General features: G+C 41.0%; 7 protein-coding genes and 1 pseudogene. 5 read left to right on the forward strand and 3 right to left on the reverse strand.

Annotation, left to right across the window (positions count from 1 at the left end; genetic code table 11):
- Positions 1 to 37 precede the first annotated feature (37 nt).
- Both Q0791_RS10415 and Q0791_RS10420 read left to right on the forward strand, forming a co-directional pair.
- Complete coding sequence (locus tag Q0791_RS10415) at positions 38 to 12,949, forward strand: tandem-95 repeat protein (RefSeq protein ID WP_299005796.1); 12,912 nt, start codon at positions 38 to 40, stop codon at positions 12,947 to 12,949.
- A 746-nt stretch (positions 12,950 to 13,695) separates the two neighbouring features.
- Positions 13,696 to 15,450: an acyl-CoA dehydrogenase C-terminal domain-containing protein gene (locus Q0791_RS10420; protein WP_299005798.1), complete on the forward strand. Its 1,755-nt coding sequence runs from the start codon at positions 13,696 to 13,698 to the stop codon at positions 15,448 to 15,450.
- Between the two features lie 104 nt (positions 15,451 to 15,554).
- Here Q0791_RS10420 and dacB read toward each other — a convergent pair whose 3' ends face one another.
- The 3 genes from dacB to yvcK form a co-directional block, all read right to left on the reverse strand.
- Complete coding sequence (dacB, locus tag Q0791_RS10425; RefSeq protein WP_299005800.1) at positions 15,555 to 16,988, reverse strand: D-alanyl-D-alanine carboxypeptidase/D-alanyl-D-alanine-endopeptidase; 1,434 nt, start codon at positions 16,986 to 16,988, stop codon at positions 15,555 to 15,557.
- A 10-nt stretch (positions 16,989 to 16,998) separates the two neighbouring features.
- Positions 16,999 to 17,178 (reverse strand): hypothetical protein, encoded by a 180-nt coding sequence (locus Q0791_RS10430; RefSeq protein WP_299005802.1) that lies wholly within the window; start codon positions 17,176 to 17,178, stop codon positions 16,999 to 17,001.
- Between the two features lie 328 nt (positions 17,179 to 17,506).
- Positions 17,507 to 18,421, reverse strand: a complete 915-nt coding sequence (gene yvcK, locus Q0791_RS10435; protein WP_299005805.1) for a uridine diphosphate-N-acetylglucosamine-binding protein YvcK — start codon at positions 18,419 to 18,421, stop codon at positions 17,507 to 17,509.
- 506 nt (positions 18,422 to 18,927) lie between these two features.
- Between yvcK and Q0791_RS10440 the strand changes: the two genes are divergently transcribed.
- From Q0791_RS10440 to Q0791_RS10450, 3 genes and pseudogenes are all read left to right on the forward strand, one after another.
- Positions 18,928 to 19,755 (forward strand): glucosaminidase domain-containing protein, encoded by an 828-nt coding sequence (locus Q0791_RS10440; protein WP_299005807.1) that lies wholly within the window; start codon positions 18,928 to 18,930, stop codon positions 19,753 to 19,755.
- The gene (locus Q0791_RS10445; protein WP_299005809.1) at positions 19,733 to 20,392 is read left to right on the forward strand and encodes a DUF2987 domain-containing protein; all 660 of its coding nucleotides are present in this window, start codon (positions 19,733 to 19,735) and stop codon (positions 20,390 to 20,392) included. Before Q0791_RS10440 ends, Q0791_RS10445 begins: the two co-directional genes overlap by 23 nt.
- Before the next feature lie 112 nt (positions 20,393 to 20,504).
- Positions 20,505 to 21,128: pseudogene (locus Q0791_RS10450) on the forward strand (ATP-binding cassette domain-containing protein); the annotation flags it as partial.
- Positions 21,129 to 21,215: the final 87 nt, after the last annotated feature.

A 21,215-nucleotide genomic window follows, 5' to 3' on the forward strand; every position in this document is an offset into this window, starting at 1 on the left:
AAACTCGCATCAATAGTGTTTGCATGGAGGCTATATCATGGCGACAGATCCTAAGGATCCTAAACATCCCTTAAATAATGCTGAAGAGCAGATCGTGACAGATGATGCTGCGGCATCGTCAACCAATGCTAAAAACCAAGAAGAGAGCGCAGCGATAGCGGCGGCTACAGCCAGTGGTGAAGCTCATTTTGCTGATGATAAGCGTAACGCATTGAATGAAGGGGAAACAGGGGCAGGTCATGGAGATGACGTAGCGTCTTCAGCAAAGAGGACTTTACAGCCAGATGAAGAGGTAAAGGCTAAAAGTGCTGATATTGCACAATCAAAGGTGATAGATAGCCAAAAGCTAGCAGAAGAAAGAGAAGAACCCATATCTTCGTCGAATATTGGTGATCAAAGTGTGGGTGGTAAACCATTGGATTCGGCCCTTGACGCTAATGATGCTAATAACATTCAGACTGAAGGTAACAATTTGGCTTCGAGTATAGGCGACTCTGCTGTATCTGGAGCAGGTGGTCAAGATGAAGCCAGTGAGCAATCGCGTGTTGAGGATGAATTTGATACAAAAACGACGACAGAAACCTTTGAAGTTGATGTGTTAGATACTGTGGATGATGATGCTAATGTGAATTTAGAAGATGAATTTGATTCACAAACCACATCGCAAGTCATAGAAGTTCAAGTGGATGCAGTTAATGATGGACCTACAGCAGATGATCTCGATCTTGTTATGCAAGAAGATGGTCGATTATTGATTACAGCTGAAGCATTATTAGCCAATAGTCATGATATTGATGGTGACGACTTGTCTATCTTTGCAGTTCAGTATGACGACAAAGATGGTGTATTAAAACCCATTCCAAATACTGATGATTATTACTTCTTGCCCAATAAAGATTTCTCAGGTGATGTGAGATTAACTTATCAAGTGTCAGACGGCACAGAAACGGTTTCTGCTAGGATCAATATTCATGTTGAAGAGATAAATGACACGCCTATTATACTCGGTTCTTTGGCTTACAGTATGGATGAAGATGGTCATCTTCATCTCTCACAAGCACAATTATTACATAATGCTGAGGATATCGAAGGCGATCACTTAGTCGCCGAGAACCTAAGCATTGGTGACTTTGGTACTGTGATAGCAAATAAAAATGGCAGTTTTACCATTGTCCCCGATCAACATTATAGTGGTGAACTTGAGCTGCTTTTTGATGTTTCTGATGGCGCTAGTCGTGTTCAGCAGGTGATGAAGATTGATGTTGAAGCTGTTGCGGATGCGCCCGAGCTTGAGATAACAGATCCTGATGGCAATGACCTCAGTAATTCTAAAGTTACTATTGATCCTGACGATACTTTTGAGTTGAATATCGGTGCGGTTCTTGTCGATCAAGATTTGTCTGAAACCCTCACTGTGACCCTTGATGGAGTGCCAAAGGGTTCAGTGATTAATGTTGATGGTGACGCTTTATTGCAAAATCAAGCAAATGGCCTGCAGTCCTTTGAAGAAACCCAAGTGACCATCACATTTGAAGGTGAAAGTGCGGGATATCAAAATTCAGTTGGTGTGTATAAGGTTGATGAAAGCGGCCATCTAAAAGATGTTGAAATCATTTTTGACAATGCCTCAGCACAAGGCAGTGGTGGGGCGCTCATTGCGGGAGAATCATCCTTTACCTTTAATATTGGTGAAGGAGAGCACTTTAATTTATTTACTGTGCCAAATGGCGCGAGAACCGTGAGTAAACTGAGCCAAAATGACGGTCAGTTTGTTTTTAGGAATGACGACGGGACGCCAGCGACGATGGACTCTATTTCACCTCAGCTGGTATTTATCTCTGATGAAAAAGAAGTGGTGGTTACGGGGGCGGCGGGAGATGCTGTTTATCATGGTGGAGATAGCCGTAACCTTAATGCAGACAATATTGTGCATACGCGAACAGAATTAAATGAAGATAATGAAATCATTTATGGATTTGAAGATCTCTTTGGTGGTGGTGACAGAGATTATGATGACTTTACGTTTAGCATAGATATGGGAGCCGTGAATAATCAATTGTATGCAGGCGAAATCATGGTCGATGAGAGTGAGTCTATTCAACTTCCCACGAGCGCAATCAGTGAAACAATTCAAATTTCCTTGCCCGATGATTTTAGTCGAGAATTTGATATCAGGGTTGAGGCAACAGCAAGGGAATTATCCAATGATGATACAAGTACCGTGTTTCAGACTGTTCACGTGGATGCGCGTGAGCATGCACCAGAAACTGAGTCTAAAGGGGCCACAATTGATGAAGATGGCGATTACATTTTTACCTTAGATGACTTTCCTTTTGTGGACCAAAACGAGGCGGATACGTTAGACAGTATTAGCATTGTTGCGCTTCCTTTAAATGGGAAAATGCAACTGGGTGATGAGCCGATTAGTGACAATCAAGTGATTTCACGTGCCGATATTGAAGCAGGATTACTCAGTTATCACAGTGAACTCAATTTTAATGGTGAAGTGAATTTGACTTACACTGTCTCTGATGGTGAGCTGCATTCTCAACCTCAAGCATTTACCATTAATGTGGATCCGGTTAACGATCCTGTGATAGCAAAAGCCGATAAGGTAGAGACCCTAGAAGACACTAAAACAGTCTTTAAAGCCAAAGATTTACTGCGTAATGATGAAGATGTTGATGGCGATAAGTTGCATATTACTGATGTACATGCCAGCCGTGATACCCATGGGAAAGTCTCTCTCAATAAAGAGGGGGATGTGGTGTTTATCCCTGAGAAGGATTTCTTTGGTGAGGCAGTGTTTGAATATACGGTATCTGATCTTGCGGGCAGCACAGATACCGCGAAAGTGACGATAAATGTCACGCCTGATAACGACCCTGTGATTGCTAAAGCCGATAAGGTAGAGGCTCAAGAAGACAGCAAAACGGTGTTTAAGGCCAAAGATTTACTGCGCAATGATGAAGATGCCGATGGCGATAAGCTCTATATTGCCGAGGTGATCCCTGGGCGTGATACCCATGGGAAAGTCTCTCTCAATGAAGAGGGTGATGTGGTGTTTATTCCTGAGGAGAATTTCTTTGGTGAGGCAGTGTTTGAATATACGGTATCTGACAGTATGGGCAGCACAGATACAGCGAAAGTGACGATAAATGTTACGCCTGATAACGATCCTGTGATTGCCCATCAGGACTGGGTGGATAGCCAAGAAGATACAAAAACAGTCTTTAAGGCCAAAGACCTGCTGCGCAATGATGAAGATATTGATGGCGACAAGCTGCACATTACTGATGTACATGCTGGTCGTGATACCCATGGAGAAGTCTCTCTCAATAAAGAGGGCGATGTGGTGTTTGTGCCTGAGAAGAATTTCTTTGGTGAGGCAGTGTTTGAATATACGGTGTCCGATGGGGCTGGCAGTACAGATACAGCGAAAGTGACGATAAATGTCACACCTGATAACGATCCTGTGATTGCTAAAGCCGATAAGGTAGAGGCCCAAGAAGACAGCAAAACGGTATTTACTGCTAAAGAGCTGCTGGCCAATGATTTTGATGTGGACAAAGATCAATTGTATATCACTCATGTAGATACTGGACCGCAGACCCATGGCGAGGCCTATTTAAATGAGGCGGGGAATGTGGTCTTTATTCCCGAGAAGAACTTTTTCGGTGAAGCAGTGTTCGAATATACCGTATCTGATCTTGCCGGCAGCACAGATACCGCGAAAGTGACGATAAATGTTACGCCTGAAAACGATCCTGTGATTGCCAAAGACGATTGGGAGGAAACCCAAGAAGACACTAAGACAGTCTTTAAAGCCAAAGACTTACTGCGCAATGATGAAGATGCCGATGGCGACAAGCTACACATTACTGATGTACAGGCTGGCCGTGATACCCATGGAGAAGTGTCCCTCAATAAAGAGGGCGATGTGGTGTTTGTGCCTGAGAAGAACTTTTTCGGTGAGGCGGTGTTTGAATATACGGTATCCGATGGGGCTGGCAGTACAGATACAGCGAAAGTGATGATAAATGTCACGCCTGATAACGACCCTGTGATAGCAAAAGCGGATAAGGTTGGGGCTCAAGAAGACACCAAAACGGTGTTCACTGCCAAAGAGCTGCTGGCCAATGATTTTGATGTGGACAAAGATCAATTGTATATCACTCATGTGGAGACGGGACCGCAGACCCATGGTGAGGCCTATTTAAATGGGGCGGGAAACGTGGTCTTTATTCCTGAAAAGGATTATTTCGGTGAGGCGGTGTTTGAATATACGGTATCTGATCTTGCGGGCAGCACAGATACAGCGAAAGTGACGATAAATGTTACGCCTGAAAACGACCCTGTGATAGCAAAAGCCGATAAGGTAGAGGCCAAAGAAGACAGCAAAACAGTCTTTAAAGCCAAAGACTTATTGCGCAATGATGAAGATGTCGATGGCGACAAGCTACACATTACTGACGTACAGGCTGGCCGTGATACCCATGGAGAAGTCTCTCTCAATAAAGAGGGCGATGTGGTGTTTGTGCCTGAGAAGAACTTTTTCGGTGAGGCAGTGTTTGAATATACGGTATCTGATGGAGCGGGCAGCTCAGATACAGCGAAAGTGACGATAAATGTTACGCCTGAAAATGACCCTGTGATAGCTAAAGCCGATAAGGTAGAGACCCAAGAAGACAGCAAAACGGTATTTAAAGCCAAAGACTTACTGCGTAATGATGAAGATGTCGATGACGACAAGCTGCACATTACTGATGTGTATGCCGGCCGTGATACCCATGGGAAAGTGTCCCTCAATGAAGAGGGTGATGTGGTGTTTATCCCTGAGAAGAACTTTTTCGGTGAGGCGGTGTTTGAATATACCGTATCTGATGGAGCTGGTGGGAGTGATAAAGCCAATGTGACTGTGTTAGTGACACCAGAAAATGATCCTGTGATTGCTCGTGATGATTATACCATGAATGCTGAGCCATTAATTCGTCTTGATGTTGAACCTGAACATGGTGTCCTGCAATATCAAGATCATGAGGGTCATTGGCAAGATATGGAAGTGGGAGTGGAATATTCGGCAGATTTACAAGTTCAATTTAAGCCGGATATAGAAGATATTCTATCTCATACTGTCGATACTCAAATAGGCACATTTGGTGGTAAAGCGACAATGTCTGATTGGGGGGAGTTAGCTAAAGATGGTCGAAGTGTCACTTGGAGTGATGATGATGTGAGCGTGACATTGAGCACAAATGATAGGCTGAAAATATGGAATAATGATGGTGGAGTGGACAGTATAGGCCGCGGAATTGCGGATGACGATAGCCGAGGTTTTAAGACGCCTTCTGAATCTGTCAGAATTGATATCGAAGGAGCAGATTATAATCAAGCTGTTGTGCATCTTAGTGGCCTTGGTGAGAATTTCACTGAAAATGCCAGTCATCCAACTGCGATTATTATTAAAGCATTTGATGCCGATGGCAATGTCATTGGCGAGCAAGGGGGGTATAAAGAGAATGATGGTGGAACCACCGGTGATTATGTTTTTGTCACTGAGCATCCAATAGATCATTTTATTGTGACATCTGATGCGATGAGTGGTGATTATGTCATTTCAGGCCTCACATTATCTAGAACCGCCTCAGCCGAAGTACAATTAACGACGATTTATGCTGATGGCCAAGAAGAGATCAATTCTACAGCTTTAAACATCACTCATGAGCATGCCGATGAGAGTATCAACCTTACCGAAGCACTTATTCCTCAGTTTGAAGAAGTAACTGAAATACCAATAACAACAGTTGAAGATGGTCAACTTGTTCTATCTTCGAAAGATTTATTAAAAAATGATTTTGATTTAGATGGTGATCCCTTAAGTATTATCGATGTGCATGCAACTGATGACACTTTTGGTGAAGTGATGATAGATCCTCAAGGGCAAATTGTCTTTACACCAAGGGCAGATTTTCACGGTAAATCAAGTTTTGACTATACAGTGACTGATGGGCATGGCAGTGTTGATACTGCAACTGTGTTTGTTACCGTTAATTCAGAAAATGATCTTGTGATCGCCACTGCGGATAAGGTTGAGGCCCAAGAAGATACCAAAACAGTCTTTAAAGCCAGAGACTTATTGCGCAATGATGAAGATGCCGATGGTGATAAGCTCTATATTACTGATGTACATGCTGGCCGTGATACCCATGGAGAAGTGTCCCTCAATAAGGATGGCGATGTGGTGTTTATTCCTGAGAAGAATTTCTTTGGTGAGGCGATCTTTGAATATACCGTATCCGATGGCGTTGGCAGCACAGATACAGCGAAAGTGACGATAAATGTCACGCCTGATAACGATCCTGTGATTGCTAAAGCGGATAAGGTTGAGGCTCAAGAAGACACCAAAACGGTATTTACCGCCAAAGAGTTATTGGCAAATGATTTTGATGTCGATAATGAGCACTTATATATTACTGCTGTGCATGTTGGGCCTGAAACCCATGGTGATGCCTATGTGAATGAATTTGGTGACGTGGTTTTTATTCCTGAGGCAAATTATTTCGGTAAGGCAGTCTTTGAATATACGGTATCTGATGGCGCTGGCAGTCAAGATATCGCGGCGGTCACTATAAAGGTGAGTGAAGTCAATGATCCCGTTATCGCGCTTGATGATTGGGTGGAAACCCAAGAAGACACCAAAACCGTCTTTACTGCCAAAGAGTTACTGGCCAATGATGCTGATGTGGACAATGACGACTTAAAGATCATTGATGTGCACCTTGGGCCTGATTCACACGGTAAAGCGTATGTGAATGACTCTGGCGATGTGGTCTTCATTCCTGAGAAAAATTATTTTGGTGAAGCGGTGTTTGAATATACCGTATCCGATGGCATGGGCAGCAGTGATAAAGCGGCTGTAAATGTCCATATCAGTGAAGAGAATGATCCTGTTATTGCCAAAGATGATAAGGTCGAAGCCAAAGAGGATCATATTACTGTTTTTGCAGCCAAAGAGTTGTTAGGTAATGACTTTGATGCCGATAATGAATATTTACATATCATTGATGTGCATGTTGGGCCTGAGACTCATGGTGATGCCTATGTCAATGAATTTGGTGATGTGGTTTTTATTCCTGAGGCAAATTATTTCGGTAAGGCAGTCTTTGAATATACGGTATCTGATCATGCTGGCAGTCAAGATACCGCAGCGGTCACCATAAAGGTGAGTGAAGTCAATGACCCCGTTATCGCGCTTGATGATTGGGTGGAGACCCAAGAAGACACCAAAACCGTCTTTACCGCCAAAGAGCTGCTGGGCAATGATTTTGATGCCGATAATGAAGGCTTGCAAATCATTGATGTGCACCTTGGGCCTGATTCACACGGTAAAGCGTATGTGAATGACTCTGGCGATGTGGTGTTTATTCCTGAGAAGAATTATTTTGGTGAGGCAGTGTTTGAATATACCGTGTCCGATGGTATGGGTAGCAGTGATAAAGCGGCTGTTAATGTCTATATCACTCCAGATAATGATCCTGTTATTGCCAAAGATGATAAGGTCGAAGCCAAAGAAGATCATATTACTGTCTTTAGTGCGAAAGAGCTGGTGGGCAATGATTTTGATGCCGAAAATGCTTATTTACAGATCACTGATGTGCATGTTGGGCCTGAAACTCACGGTAAAGCTTATGTGAATGAATTTGGCGATGTGGTCTTTATTCCTGAGAAGGATTTCTTTGGTGAGGCGGTGTTTGAATATACCGTATCTGACGGTATGGGCAGTGCAGATAAAACCAGTGTGACGGTATTAGTGACACCAGAAAATGATCCTGTGATTGCCCGTGATGATTATGGATTAGCCCCTAAAGAACCTATGATCAGGTTGGATGAATTGCCTGAATATGGCGTGATGCAATATCTTGATGGTGTTGAATGGAAAGAAATGGAAGTTGGAGTCGAATATTCGGCGCATACTCAAGTGCAATTTATCACTAACACTGAAGAAGTAAGAGAGATAACAAGAGATATCAGGGTGGGTAGCTTTGATAGGAATGACGATAACAGTACGTTCAGTGGCACCGTTAGTGTAAACGATTGGGGGAAAGTTTTCGGTGACCACGCTGTTTTTGAGACGGATGACGGAGTAAAGATCACAACGAGTGTTTCAAATGGAGTGTTAACTCCCTGGAATGGAGAGGGACATGTAGGCTCAGGAATAGGAAATGGCACAGACAATGGCCTCAGTAATGATGAGTTTTTGAAAGTGAAAGTGGAAGCTGAAGCGATTAATCAGGTGACTTTTTCGCTAGATGGATTAGGCAGTTATTTTGATAAAGAGAGTAGCCATGCGACAGAAGTAATTATTACGGCATATGATGCTCACGGAAAAGTGATTGATTCACAGGGTGGTTTTAGGGATTCAGGAAAAGAATTTGATCAATATCAGTTTACGACTGACAGGCCCGTCGATCATTTTACTTTAGGGACTCAAGGCGGGGATGGTACCTATGTTGTGCAAAGTATGATTGTATCAAGAACGGCGACAGATGAAGTGAAAATGACCACGATACAAGGGGATGGGAGTGAACTTCATAATTTTGTACATTTAGACCTCAATCATGATACTGCTGATACTCCTTTAGACCTGACTGAACAACTTATTGAAATTGATAACACTATTGATATTGCTCCTTTTACTGTTTCTGAAGATTCAGCGTTAACATTCACATCAAAAGAGTTATTAAAGAATGATTTTGATCTCGATGGTGATGTACTCAGCATTGTGGAAGTTAGAGCAACAGATGAAACTCATGGTGAAGTGCATATGGATGAGCATGGTAATATATTGTTCACGCCTGCTCCCGATTATCATGGCCCAGCTAGTTTTGAATATACCGTGACAGATGGCAATGATAGTTTTGATACTGCCACCGTGTTTGTTGAAGTGACGCCCGTTAATGATGCACCTGAAATACAGGGTCAAGTTGATGATCCTCAAACTGGCAATAATAAGACGCTTTTTGAACCGAGTATTAATGAAGATGGGCAATTTATTTTAACTGATGCCGATATTTTAGAACATGTCACCGATATTGATGGTGATCTTGTCAAAGTGACAGAGGTGTCTTACGGCCATAATGACGGTGAACTTTTGATGATAGAGGAGGGGGTTTACCAGTTTACGCCTAAGCCGAATTGGAATGGTGATGTTGAACTTGACATTAGCGTGACTGATGAGGGAGGTTTGTCAGATCATGGTCATGTTCGCTTCACTGTTGAAGCTGTTGCGGATGCGCCCGAACTTGAGATAACAGATTTTGATGGCAATGACCTCAGTAATTCTACAATGATTATTGATCCTGACGATACCCTTGAGTTGAATATCGGTGCAGCCCTTGTCGATCAAGATTTGTCTGAAACCCTCACTGTGACCCTTGATGGAGTGCCAAAGGGTTCAGTGATTAATGTTGATGGTGACGCTTTATTGCAAAATCAAGCAAATGGCCTGCAGTCTTTTGAAGAAACCCAAGTAACCATCACATTTGAAGGTGAAAGTGCGGGATATCAAAATTCTGTTGGTGTGTATAAGGTCGATGAAAGCGGCAACATAAAAGATGTTGAAATCATTTTTGACAATGCCTCAGCACAAGGCAGTGGGGGGGCACTCATTGCGGGAGAATCATCCTTTACCTTTAATATTGGTGAAGGAGAGCACTTTAATTTATTTACTGTGCCCAATGGTGCGGGAACCGTGAGTCAACTGAGTCAAAATGACGGTCAGTTTGTTTTTAGGAATGACGACGGGACGCCAGCGACGATGGACTCTATTTCACCTCAGCTAGTATTTATCTCTGATGAAAAAGAAGTGGTGGTTACGGGGGCGGCGGGAGACGCGGTTTATCATGGTGGAGATAGCCGTAACCTTAATGCAGACAATATTGTGCATACACGAACAGAATTAAATGAAGATAATGAAATCATTTATGGATTTGAAGATCTTTATGGCGGAGGTGATGAGGACTTTAATGATTTCATTTTTAGCATTGATATGGGAGTCGTGAATAATCAATTGTATGCCGGTGAAATCATGGTTGACGAGAGTGAGTCGATTCAACTTCCCAGTACCGCAATAAATGAAACGATTCAAATTAGCTTGCCCGATGATTTTAGTGGTGAATTTGATATCAGGGTTGAGGCAACAGCAAGGGAATTATCCAATGATGATACAAGTACCGTGTCTCAAACTGTTCATGTGGATGCGCGCGAGCATGCACCAGAAAGTGAGTCTAAAGGGGCCACAATTGATGAAGATGGCGATTACATTTTTACCTTAGATGACTTTCCTTTTATGGACCAAAACGAGGCGGATACCTTAGACAGTATTAGCATTGTTGCGCTTCCTTTAAATGGGCAAGTGCAACTGGGTGATGAGCCGATTAGTGACAATCAGGTGATTTCACGAGCCGATATTGAAGCAGGATTACTCAGTTATCACAGTGAACTTAATTTTAATGGTGAAGTGCATTTGACTTACACGGTTTCTGATGGTGAGCTGCACTCTCAACCTCAAGCATTTACCATTAATGTTGAACCTGTCAATGATGCGCCAAATGCACCCGCATTGACAATTGATGGTAAAGAAGACCAAATTGTGACTATCGACCCTGACTTTATTCTTCAGCAGGTAACCGATGTTGAGGGTGATGATATCACACTTAAAGGATTGTCGGTCAGGCATCCTGAGAATGCGATATTGCAGCAGCAACCCGATGGCATGTTCCACTTAATCATGCCACCTAATTTTTTTGGCGCTGTGGAATTAGGTTATCAAGTGTCAGATGGAAAAGAGGTTGTCAATGGTTCATTAAATGTTGATATCATTCAGGTCAATGATAAACCTTTTACAGAGGGAAATGCACACCTGACGACCCATGAAGATGGTGCATTTACCTTTAATGAGTCAGACGTGTTGAATTTATTTGGTGATATTGATACCGACAACCTTGTGATCTCTCGAATTATTACAGCGAAGGGAGAAAAAGGGGGTAAATTAGTGGATAATGGTGACGGTAATTGGACATTTAGCCCAGCACCAAATTTTGCGGGCACCTCTGATATACACGTCATTGTCACCGATGGTGAGTTTGAAACAAGCCTGAACATGCCCATTTATGTTCGTCCAGTGGCGGATGGGGTGGTGATCACCACAGCTCACGAAGGGCCTTTAATCTTTGATGAGGACAGTACAGGGCACTTAAATTTAAATATGATGATGGTTGATGATTCAGAGATCTTAAGCCATTTTACTATCACAGGTTTTCCTGTTGGCTTTGAAGTATCGGATGGAATTAATACCATTATCATTACTGAAGTCGGTCAGGTACTCAATGCAACAAAATGGGATGTGGGTGCCCTTGAATTAACCCCACCGGATAATTTTTCCGGCAATTTCTTTTTAACGGTTTCAGCCACAACTGTTGATTATGGCGATGAAGCTTCTCAACCTGTATCAGCACAAGCAAGTATTCCATCAGGTGATTTTGAAATGGAACACGATGAACCTTTACTGCTGACGACGGCAGAGTTACTTGAAATGGCTGACTCTGTTGATGATAATCAAGAAGCACATGTTCATATGGTGAGCTTTGCTAAGCCCAATCAAGGCAATATTGTCGATAATGGGGATGGGACATGGCTAGTCAATGCCGCTAAAGAGATCACCGGAGAATTAGATATTATTTATGTGGTTGAACAAGGTGGCATATTACACGATGCACAAAGTTCTATTGCAGTGAAAGGAGAAGATGGCATTCATCAAGGGGTAACAGTTGATGCTGTCGTCACAACCGATGTCGATGAAGGCAATCAATTATCTTTTAATGATGAGGATATGTTGGCTCAGTTATCAGGTGATGATTTACAGATTGACTCTGTGTTCTTATCGGAAGGAAAAGGCTTACTAGAAGAGCATGAAGAAGGAGGCTATACCTTTACTCCAGCAGAAGGTTTTACAGGTGTAGCCCATATTGCTTTTGTTGCATCAGATGGTGAAAACAGTAAAGAAAGCCATTTTAAGGTCAATGTGCAATCGAGTTCACAAGAACAAGCTTTAGTCATGTCTGATGACGGCTCAATTATTTTTAGTATGGCGCAAGTTGTACAAGAATTAGGGTTAGAAACCGCCGATTTGGTGAATGAGCTCCATTATAAAGGAGACTTTGGCACATTAATCGATAATGGAGATGGTGATACTCATACGTTTTGGCCCATGACAGGTTTTGATGGGAAATTACCCATAGAAGCGCAACTGCATAATGGAGAGGCTTCAAAAGTCGAGTTTGCTATTTCTCTGCAGGAGGAAGGTGATGGTGATCTTGATACTCCCCTTAATGTCCCTGATGATAATGTTGATCTTAATGTTCCTGCAGAAGAAGTGCGATTAGATGAGCCGTTCGTACCTGATTTCACTGCGGCTCCTGGTGGTGAGGTGAGAATGAAGGTTCCTGAGGAAATCCTAGCGGATCAAGAAGACATGGATTATGTACTTATTTCTAATTTGCCCGAGGATGCTAATGTGCTGGGTGGGATTGAGCAAGATGATGGGAGTGTGATGATGACAGGGGATCTATCACAGTCAGTTATTGTTCATTTTGGCGATCATTTTTCCGGTGAGCTTGGAGTCCATTTTCAGGCCTATGATGGTCTTGATAAGCCAATATCTGATGCAAGTCATGATGTTAATATTAAAGTGAGTGAAGAGTATGCGCTTGGATCTGGTCCAATAGAGAATGTCCCCGATATTGATATGATAACCGATCAGCCGCAAGGTTGGACTCAAGCTGATGCAAGAGACAAGGGGGTTGATGTGATGGATGATAGCACGGGCTTTGAGAATGACCCTATGGAGAGAGACTCATTCCAAAATGATGTTGATGATAATTTAACCTAAGATGATAGTTTTTGATTTTTTTGGTGCTATTACCTTCTGATTTTAATGAGTGGATCATTATTAGCTTATGGAAAGGGGGGGAATAATCTGAGTTTTTTCTTGAGTTAATCAATAACTCAAAGTTGTTACTTAACCTGAACTCGGGATATTGAGTGTCAACAATTTGAGGTAACCCATTCAATATTAAAAGATTGAATGAAATTGGGTCATTCTTTATTTTCGGACTTGGCTTAATATTGCAATTTTTGTCGATATCAAGGCGGGATTTCGTATCTAATAGCGGGCTATTAGTAGAAAGCACAACACAGATAGGGGCAAAAATAGTGCTATTAAGGGGCGCTGCTTATCCCGAGTTCAGGTTATTTATATGTTCAACAGCGGAGATATTGTGATGCATATAATCTTCAATACTTCGATACTTCGATACTTTGATACTTTGATATTAGAAGGTCATCCACTCTTTTCCAATAATAGCAATATCATTGATACAAGTAGATGAAGACAGATTTGTAGAGACATTTCTAGAGACTATTTCTAAAGGCTATGGCTGCTATTTTTTATAGCAAAATTCCTATTCGTCAAAAACTTCTATTTATCTATCAGTGTAAAACCTCTTGCTTTTTACTAGACATCAAAGGCGTTTTGACTAGCATTTTTCGATTTTGTTAAAAATTACCTTCTTTTTTAGTTAAGTTTGTTATAAATTAAAACAACTGTTTAAATCTAACGTTTGAGAAATTTTTGTCATGAATCCATATAGCGCCCCTTTAGCAGATATGCAATTTTTACTTGAGCGAGTCTTTGATGCGCCAACCACATGGTCATCTTTGCCTGAATTGGCTGATACGCTTGATATTGAAACGGCTTTGGCTATTTTGACGGAGTCGAGCAAAGTGAGTCGAGAGTTAATTCACCCCTTAAATCGCAATGGAGATGAAGAAGGTGTTGTTCATAAAGGCAATGAGGTTATTACTCCCAAAGGCTTTAAAAATGTCTATAAAGAGTATGCTGAAGGCGGTTGGATTGGATTATGTGGCGATCCTGCATTTGGCGGAATGGGAATGCCAAAAATGTTAGGTGTACTGGTCGATGAAATGGCTTACAGCGCATCGAATGCTTTTACTTTATATGGCTCCTTAACTGCTGGGGCTGCATTATGTATTCATGCTCACGGTAACGAAGAGATTAAAAGCACTTATTTGCCCTTTCTATATAGCGGTGAATGGACTGGCGCCATGGATATGACTGAGCCACAATCAGGCTCCGATTTAAAAGGTATTCGAACAAAAGCGCTGCCGCAATCAGACGGTAGTTACCATCTCAATGGCAGTAAAATTTTTATTACAGGAGGGGATCATGATTTAACGGATAACGTGATCCACTTAGTGTTAGCAAAATTGCCTGATAGTCATGGCCTCTCATTATTTTTAGTGCCCAAAATATTGGTGGATGACAAGGGTCAACTAGGAGAAGAAAATGGGGTCACTGTGGGGGCCATCGAACATAAAATGGGCTTAAAAGCATCATCGACTTGTGTGATGAATTTTGATAATGCTACAGGCTATTTAATTGGTGAAGCCAATCGTGGCTTAATGTGTATGTTTACTATGATGAACTACGAGCGATTGGCCATTGGTATTCAAGGGCTAGGCACATCACAAGCGGCGTATCAAATGGCATCTGAATACGCTAAAGAACGCAAGCAAGGGGTTGCTGCAGGCTCATCATCTCATATAGAAAGTCATCCCATCATTGTACATGGCGACGTGAGAAGAATGTTGTTAACAATGAAATGTTTAACAGAAGCGGGCCGAGCGCTATCAGTGTATACTGGGCAACAATTAGATTTAGCGAAATATGCACAAGGTGAGGTCCAAGATAAAGCATGCCAATATGTTGGGTTACTGACGCCTGTTGCGAAAGCATTTTTAACTGATCGTGGTTTAGATACTGCCATTATGGGGCAGCAAGTCTTTGGTGGTCATGGCTATATTCGTGAAACGGGCATAGAGCAGTTAGTCAGAGATACGCGTATTGCCCAAATCTATGAAGGAACAAATGGCATACAAGCCATCGATTTTCTTGGACGCAAAGTGACGGCAGATAATGGAGAGGCGTTACAAAGCTTTATTAAAGAGCACCAAAGTAAAATAAGCCAGATGTTAAATGTGCCGCCACATTATAAACAACGAGTGACTGAATTATTGAGTGCTTTATTGGATACCACGATGAAAGTGAATGAATATAAAGTCTCATCTCCCGCTTTAGTCAATGCTTGTGCGGTCGACTTCTTAGATGCATTTGGCTATATTTTATATGGTTACTTTTGGTTGGCTATGGTTGATGCGGCAAAAGATCATTCTGATGAAGAGTTTAAGCAACAAAAACAACATCTGATGACATTTTACTTTGATAAAATGATTGCTAAAGCTGATTTTCACTTAAGTCAAGTTAATAGCGGCGATAGTGCGACTATGACCATGCCTGAATCTCTATTTTAGTTAAAGCGCAAAAAGAGCAGACGCAGGACGCAGACAGTTATTATGCTTACTGTCTGCATCATTTTATGGCTTAGACTCCTTGATTTAGATGTTATTCTATCTTGTTATTGCCTTACCAATAAGTTAGATAATGTGACGTTAAAAGGCATGGGTTTATCTTCCTGTGAAGACGGAATGATCCCATTTTCTAAGCTCACAAAGAGCAAGGTCTTGCCTGATTGCGTTTTGATAAACCCCGCAAGATTATTCACGCCTTGCAGTGTGCCTGTTTTTGCTATTATTCGTCCCTTTAATTTTGTTGAATGAAAGCCTAGGCGCTGTTTCAATGTTCCTTTCTCTCCCGATATGGGCAGTGCCTGCATTAAATCTTTGAATCGACTATCCGTTGCGATCAATTTAAGAATAGAGGCAAGTTGAGAAGCCGTTAATAAAGAGTAACGTGAAAGACCTGAGCCATCCGTTATAGTGGTGTTGGTGACATCAATGCCGAGAAAAGTCAGTTCATCTTTTAATGCGGCTATCCCTTGTTTGAATGAGCCCTGTTGATTGTTTTTTTGTCCCATTTTTTTGACTAAACTGTCTGCAATAAAGTTATTAGAATCAACGAGCATAGTTTCTATGAGCTGATGTAATGGTTTTGATGAGTGGGTGGATAGTAAGTGCAGATTGTGCGTTGTTTGAGTCTGTTGAATGAATTGACCTGTTAACTGGATCCCTAAAGCAGTCATGATTTGCTTTAAGGTTTGTTGGGCATAAGTTTGGGGATTTGAAACGGCTATTTGCAATTTTATTCCTGAGGGTTGAGAGAAACAACCTGTGATATGAAATTGATTTTCAGGTAATGCAACGAGCTCTAAATCGCAGGTGTCGTCTGGAGAGAAAATAGCACTGTTGATAATGTGCACTGGACTGGGACGCTCAAAGTGTAATTGAGTGGATGCAATGGTTTGACTTGGAAGCAGTTGGGCTTTAATACAATTTTGATCTATGGCAAACTGAGAAACAGGGGCGGCATAGCATAAGGATAAATCTTCCCAGCTCCAGCCTGGCGCACGCCATTTTTCCTCATCCTTGCTTTGTAAGTAAAAATGACCTTTGATGGTGTTGAGGCCCCTTTTTTTCAGAGAATCTAATAGCGTATATAAATCTTGCCTTGTTAGGCTAGGATCGCCATCAAAGGTAATAAAAAGATTGCCGTTGAGTGTACCATTAATGATGGGAGCATCACTGTATATTCTGGTTTTAAAGGTAAAATCTTCTCTAAGAGAAGACGTGGCAGCCACGGCTGTGAGCAGTTTCATGGTACTGGCAGGTAAAAAATGTTTTTGTGCATTATGCTCAAATAACACAGGAGAATATCCTGTTTGATCTTGGTTGGTGATGTCTTGAATAAATAGTGCTGTTTGAGAGCCTAATGGTAAAATGGAGTGAATTTTTTCCGCTAACGATTCATCTGCGACACATGGAAGCGAGAATATCACGCTTAACAGTATTTTATTGCCCAGGTTGAATCTTAGATCCCGTATTTTTTTTAGCATTTTTGATCACTTATGAGTCTGAATTTTTGTCATCATCTTTTTCCATTATTCGATATAAACGAAATGTGATAAAGAGAACCAAAATGAGAAAGAGAGGAAATAAGAAAATGCCTAGTAGGGATTTAAAATGAAATAGCCCCCATGCTGCGAGAAGCGATAGGAGTACAGTGATAAGTGCTTTTATCGTCATAATGCTATTAATTGAAAATGTTTAGGTTGATGTTTTAGGGGCTGTTGATCTTTATTTGACCACGAAAGTTCAACAGACCCTAGTGCTTATAATACAGTTTACTCGAAAAATGAATGGTCTTATGTTGCGATGGGGATGTTTATCAAAAATATATTTTTTTCTTAAGCCATTAACAATCAAATGTTGATTTAATGTGGTGTTAATAGTCGTTAAATAGAATGAATTGTTTTAAATTTGTATATTTTAGCCAAAGTGAAAAACTTTGGCCTGAGATGATAATTTTTATATTATTTGATTTATGATGGGGTGATCCAATAGCGATAGAGATTCAAGAAGCTTGAGCCCTCACATTGTTCGAGCTTACCATGTTAGAAAGGGCATCGGCTAATGCTAATCTATCATGTAAGCCTATATGGTGTTTACTCCTTAAAGGATAAAAATAAGTATTCTCTTTTTGTAATGGATGATCGCCATGACAGAGAATTTTATTGACGATTTCTACACCTAGCAATTGATGACACCAATCCAATTTATCTTCAATATTACAATGACTGATAGGGGATGGCTCTTTGGTGAGATTATCTATCAAGATGATTTCAGCTTTAGATTGAGCGAGTGTTTCTGCAAATTGTGGTAATAATAAAGGGGGCATAATGCTGGTTAAAAAGCTGCCAGGCCCTAATATAATGAGCTCAGCATGTTTGACGGCTTCGCAGGCTTCTTTGGTTACAGAAACTTGCGGTTCAAGGGATAAGGCTATCGGCGTATCAGTCATGTTGTCTACATTGAGTTCACCTAAAACACGATTGCCAGATGCCTCTATTGCGACGAGATGAGTGGGCTGCTCTGACATTGGAATGACCTTTGTTTCAATTTTGAGTAAGCGGCGAATTAAATTAACCGCTTCCAGTGGCCGTACGCATAATTCATCAAGCGCGAGTAAAATAAGGTTGCCTAAATTATGCCCAGCTAACTCCATTTTTCCTGAAAATCGATATTCAAATAATAGTGTGCCCATTGAGGGGCGCTCTGCTAATTCTGAGAGACAATTGCGCAAATCTCCCCAAGCAATACAATCTTGATCTGCGCGTAGACGGCCCGTGGATCCACCATTATCGGTTGTTGCAACTATGCCAGTAAGGCGGTCGCCTAAAAATGAGAGAGATGAAAGGACACGCCCAAGCCCATGGCCTCCACCAATAGCGACGACATGATTAAAGCGATTGAGAGCATTATGTTTCATGAATGCCTAGCCTTTTGTGTGTTTTAGTCGTTTTTAAAACATAAAGAAAACACATTATACATGTTTGTTCGATGTTTTCGCGATGAAATATTAACTAAGCTAGCATATAATAGGCTGAATTTGTCTATTTATTGAATAGACTAGGGCCTGTTGAGCTTTTTGAGTGTTTCTGCGACAGAGTGTGGCTTATTGGTATCAAGCAGAGCTTATGCGGTGTCGTTTATTCTTGGCTTAGGTTCAAAGGTCGCTTTACCTCCTTTCATTCATGAAGGGGTCATAAATAAGCGATAACGCAGTAGAAAGGCGCACCAAGTGCTGTTCGTAGGAAGCAGCAAAAAGCAAAATATGTTTTACTCTTTGGTGGAAGGCCTCAGTTTAAAGAACGAGGGCTTAGAATGACGAAAGGTTAGCCTTTCAATGTGATTAAAGCACATTTATCACGTGCTTAACCTCATCACAAAGAGCAGTAGTGAGCAGTAGTTCTTAAGTTAAAGTAAGGAGTTGTTGTGAAAACAGGAAAGCTAGGACGTATTACAATTGTATTGGGTTGTGTCATTATTCTGTTTGTTATTGTGCGCTTAATGTTTATTCCTTCTTTGTTAATTGAGGAACCGAGAAGTCAAAAGCTGGAAAAAAATGCAGTGCCTGTTTCTAGCATTCCTGACTTTGCAAAAATGGCAACGGTGAGTGAAAAAAAGAGGGCATTTTTTCACTATCTGAGTCCTTTGGTCCATCAGCAAAATGCCATTATTAATGACGAACGCCAGTTTTTATTTTCGATTCGCTCTGAATTGACACAAGGTAGAAGTTTGACAGAAGCCGAAGAATTTAGGTTGAATCAAATTACCGAGAAATATCAGTTTACTTTAAGAAGTCTGACTCTTCCTATTATTGATTCATTGCTGGTTAGGGTGGATACCATTCCTGAGCCTTTAGTGCTTATTCAAGCTGCGAAGGAATCGGGGTGGGGCAGTTCACGTTTTGCACGTGAAGGGTTTAATTTTTTTGGGCAATGGTGTTATAAAAAAGGGTGCGGTTTAATACCTAGATCCAGAACTCAAGGGCTTTCTCATGAAGTGGCTGTTTTTTCAAGTGTTGAAGCCTCAGTTGCAGCTTATATGCGAAATTTAAATACGAATGCTGCTTATCAATCATTTCGTAAAATTAGAGCGGATTTACGCTCGCAAGGAGAAACACCGACAGCGAAAGAATTAGTTTATGGATTGATTAATTACTCAGAACGTCAACAGGCTTATATTAATGAGTTACTTGGCTTATTACGACATAATAAAAAATATTTAGTGGACAATTATGAAACGAAACCAGCAGCCTAAAGGTTTTTTACAAAAAGGCTTACTCTTGAGTTGTGTTACTTTTACGAGTATCGCAGCGAGTGCGGCGTCTTTTTCATTGGAATATCAAGGATTTTATCAAAGGTTAAAAAAGGTGGAACAAGGTCACTTTCAATTAGTTGATATGGCTTTTTTCGTGCCAAATAAGCAAGAGTGTAGAATTATGAGTGGCAACATCTCCACGGAAAAGCATTCTTACCCTTTGACTTATAATAATGAACAACAACTCTACCTGCCTTTTGATGCTCGATTAAAGTCAGATAGGGCATTAATTAATATGGAGATTGAGGGTGATGTAAAGCATTGCGGTATTATGATGCAAGTGCGTGTAAAGCATCCTAAAAAGGCGTATAAAGCTGATAGTATTAAGCAAATACAAAACGAAATGAACGGGCTTCTCAAAAGCATGCAAGGTTTTCCAATGAAGTATTTCTTTAAACCTATATCTGGATTGAATATTGAATTTGATGAACCAACTCAAGTTTCTATCGATGGCATTCAAGTTTTTGTAGGTGAGAAATTCCATTTGGGACATAAAAAGATTGAACAGTTGTCGACCATGACATTTAGTCATGAACCTAAGTTAATGAGCCCCTGGTTTGAAAGTGATAAGTCTTAGGCGAATGGGTAAAGCATTCTCAATGGAGTGAGAATACTTTACCCTTAAAATTAAATATCGCTACCTACATTCTATATTTAATTTTAAGGGTAAAAAATAAAGTCTTTCATGTATTGAAAATGGGCAGCATTGGCAAATACAAGGGCCCAACGGTTGTGGAAAAAGCACACTGCTTGGTCTCATTTTTGGGGATCATCCTCAATGTTATAGTAATGACATTCACATATTTGGCCGAAAAAGGGGAACAGGTGAAACCATTTGGGATATTAAAAAGCAAATTGGAATGGTTTCGTCTGCATTACACTTACAATATAGAGTGAGTTGTAGTGCAATGCAGGTTGTATTATCTGGATTTTATGACTCAATAGGCTTATACACAGAGCCGACTCGTAAAGAAAGAGAGCAGGCTAAAGCATGGTTAGCCATTTTACATATGACTCAGTATGAAACAAGTAGTTTTAGGCAGCTTGATTATAGCCAACAACGGCTACTTCTCATTGCTCGTGCACTTGTCAAACAACCTAAGTTATTAATTTTAGATGAGCCATACCAAGGGCTCGATTATTTTGGTAAAAGGCTCATTCAAACCTCTGTTGACTTTATTGCTAGGGAAAATTTAAGCCAACTTCTCTATGTTTCTCATTATGAAAGCGATCATATTAATAGCATTCAAAATACTTTAGTGTTTGTTCACGATAAAGAACTTAATTGTTATCGAACAAAAATAGTGAATTAGCAAATCATATTGAAGTGGTCAACTAATTCTGGCCACGGATTTATGTTCGCGCTTAAATAATTGTTCGGATCTGTTAGGTGTTAAACC

This window comes from uncultured Shewanella sp. (assembly GCF_947495455.1).
Lineage (GTDB): Bacteria > Pseudomonadota > Gammaproteobacteria > Enterobacterales > Shewanellaceae > Shewanella.

Coding starts and splice junctions, on each gene's coding strand:
- Q0791_RS10415 (WP_299005796.1), top strand. CDS start 38: ATGGCGACAGATCCTAAGGATCCTAAACATCCCTTAAATAATGCTGAA.
- Q0791_RS10420 (WP_299005798.1), top strand. CDS start 13,696: ATGAATCCATATAGCGCCCCTTTAGCAGATATGCAATTTTTACTTGAG.
- dacB (WP_299005800.1), bottom strand. CDS start 16,988: ATGCTAAAAAAAATACGGGATCTAAGATTCAACCTGGGCAATAAAATA.
- Q0791_RS10430 (WP_299005802.1), bottom strand. CDS start 17,178: ATGACGATAAAAGCACTTATCACTGTACTCCTATCGCTTCTCGCAGCA.
- yvcK (WP_299005805.1), bottom strand. CDS start 18,421: ATGAAACATAATGCTCTCAATCGCTTTAATCATGTCGTCGCTATTGGT.
- Q0791_RS10445 (WP_299005809.1), top strand. CDS start 19,733: ATGAAACGAAACCAGCAGCCTAAAGGTTTTTTACAAAAAGGCTTACTC.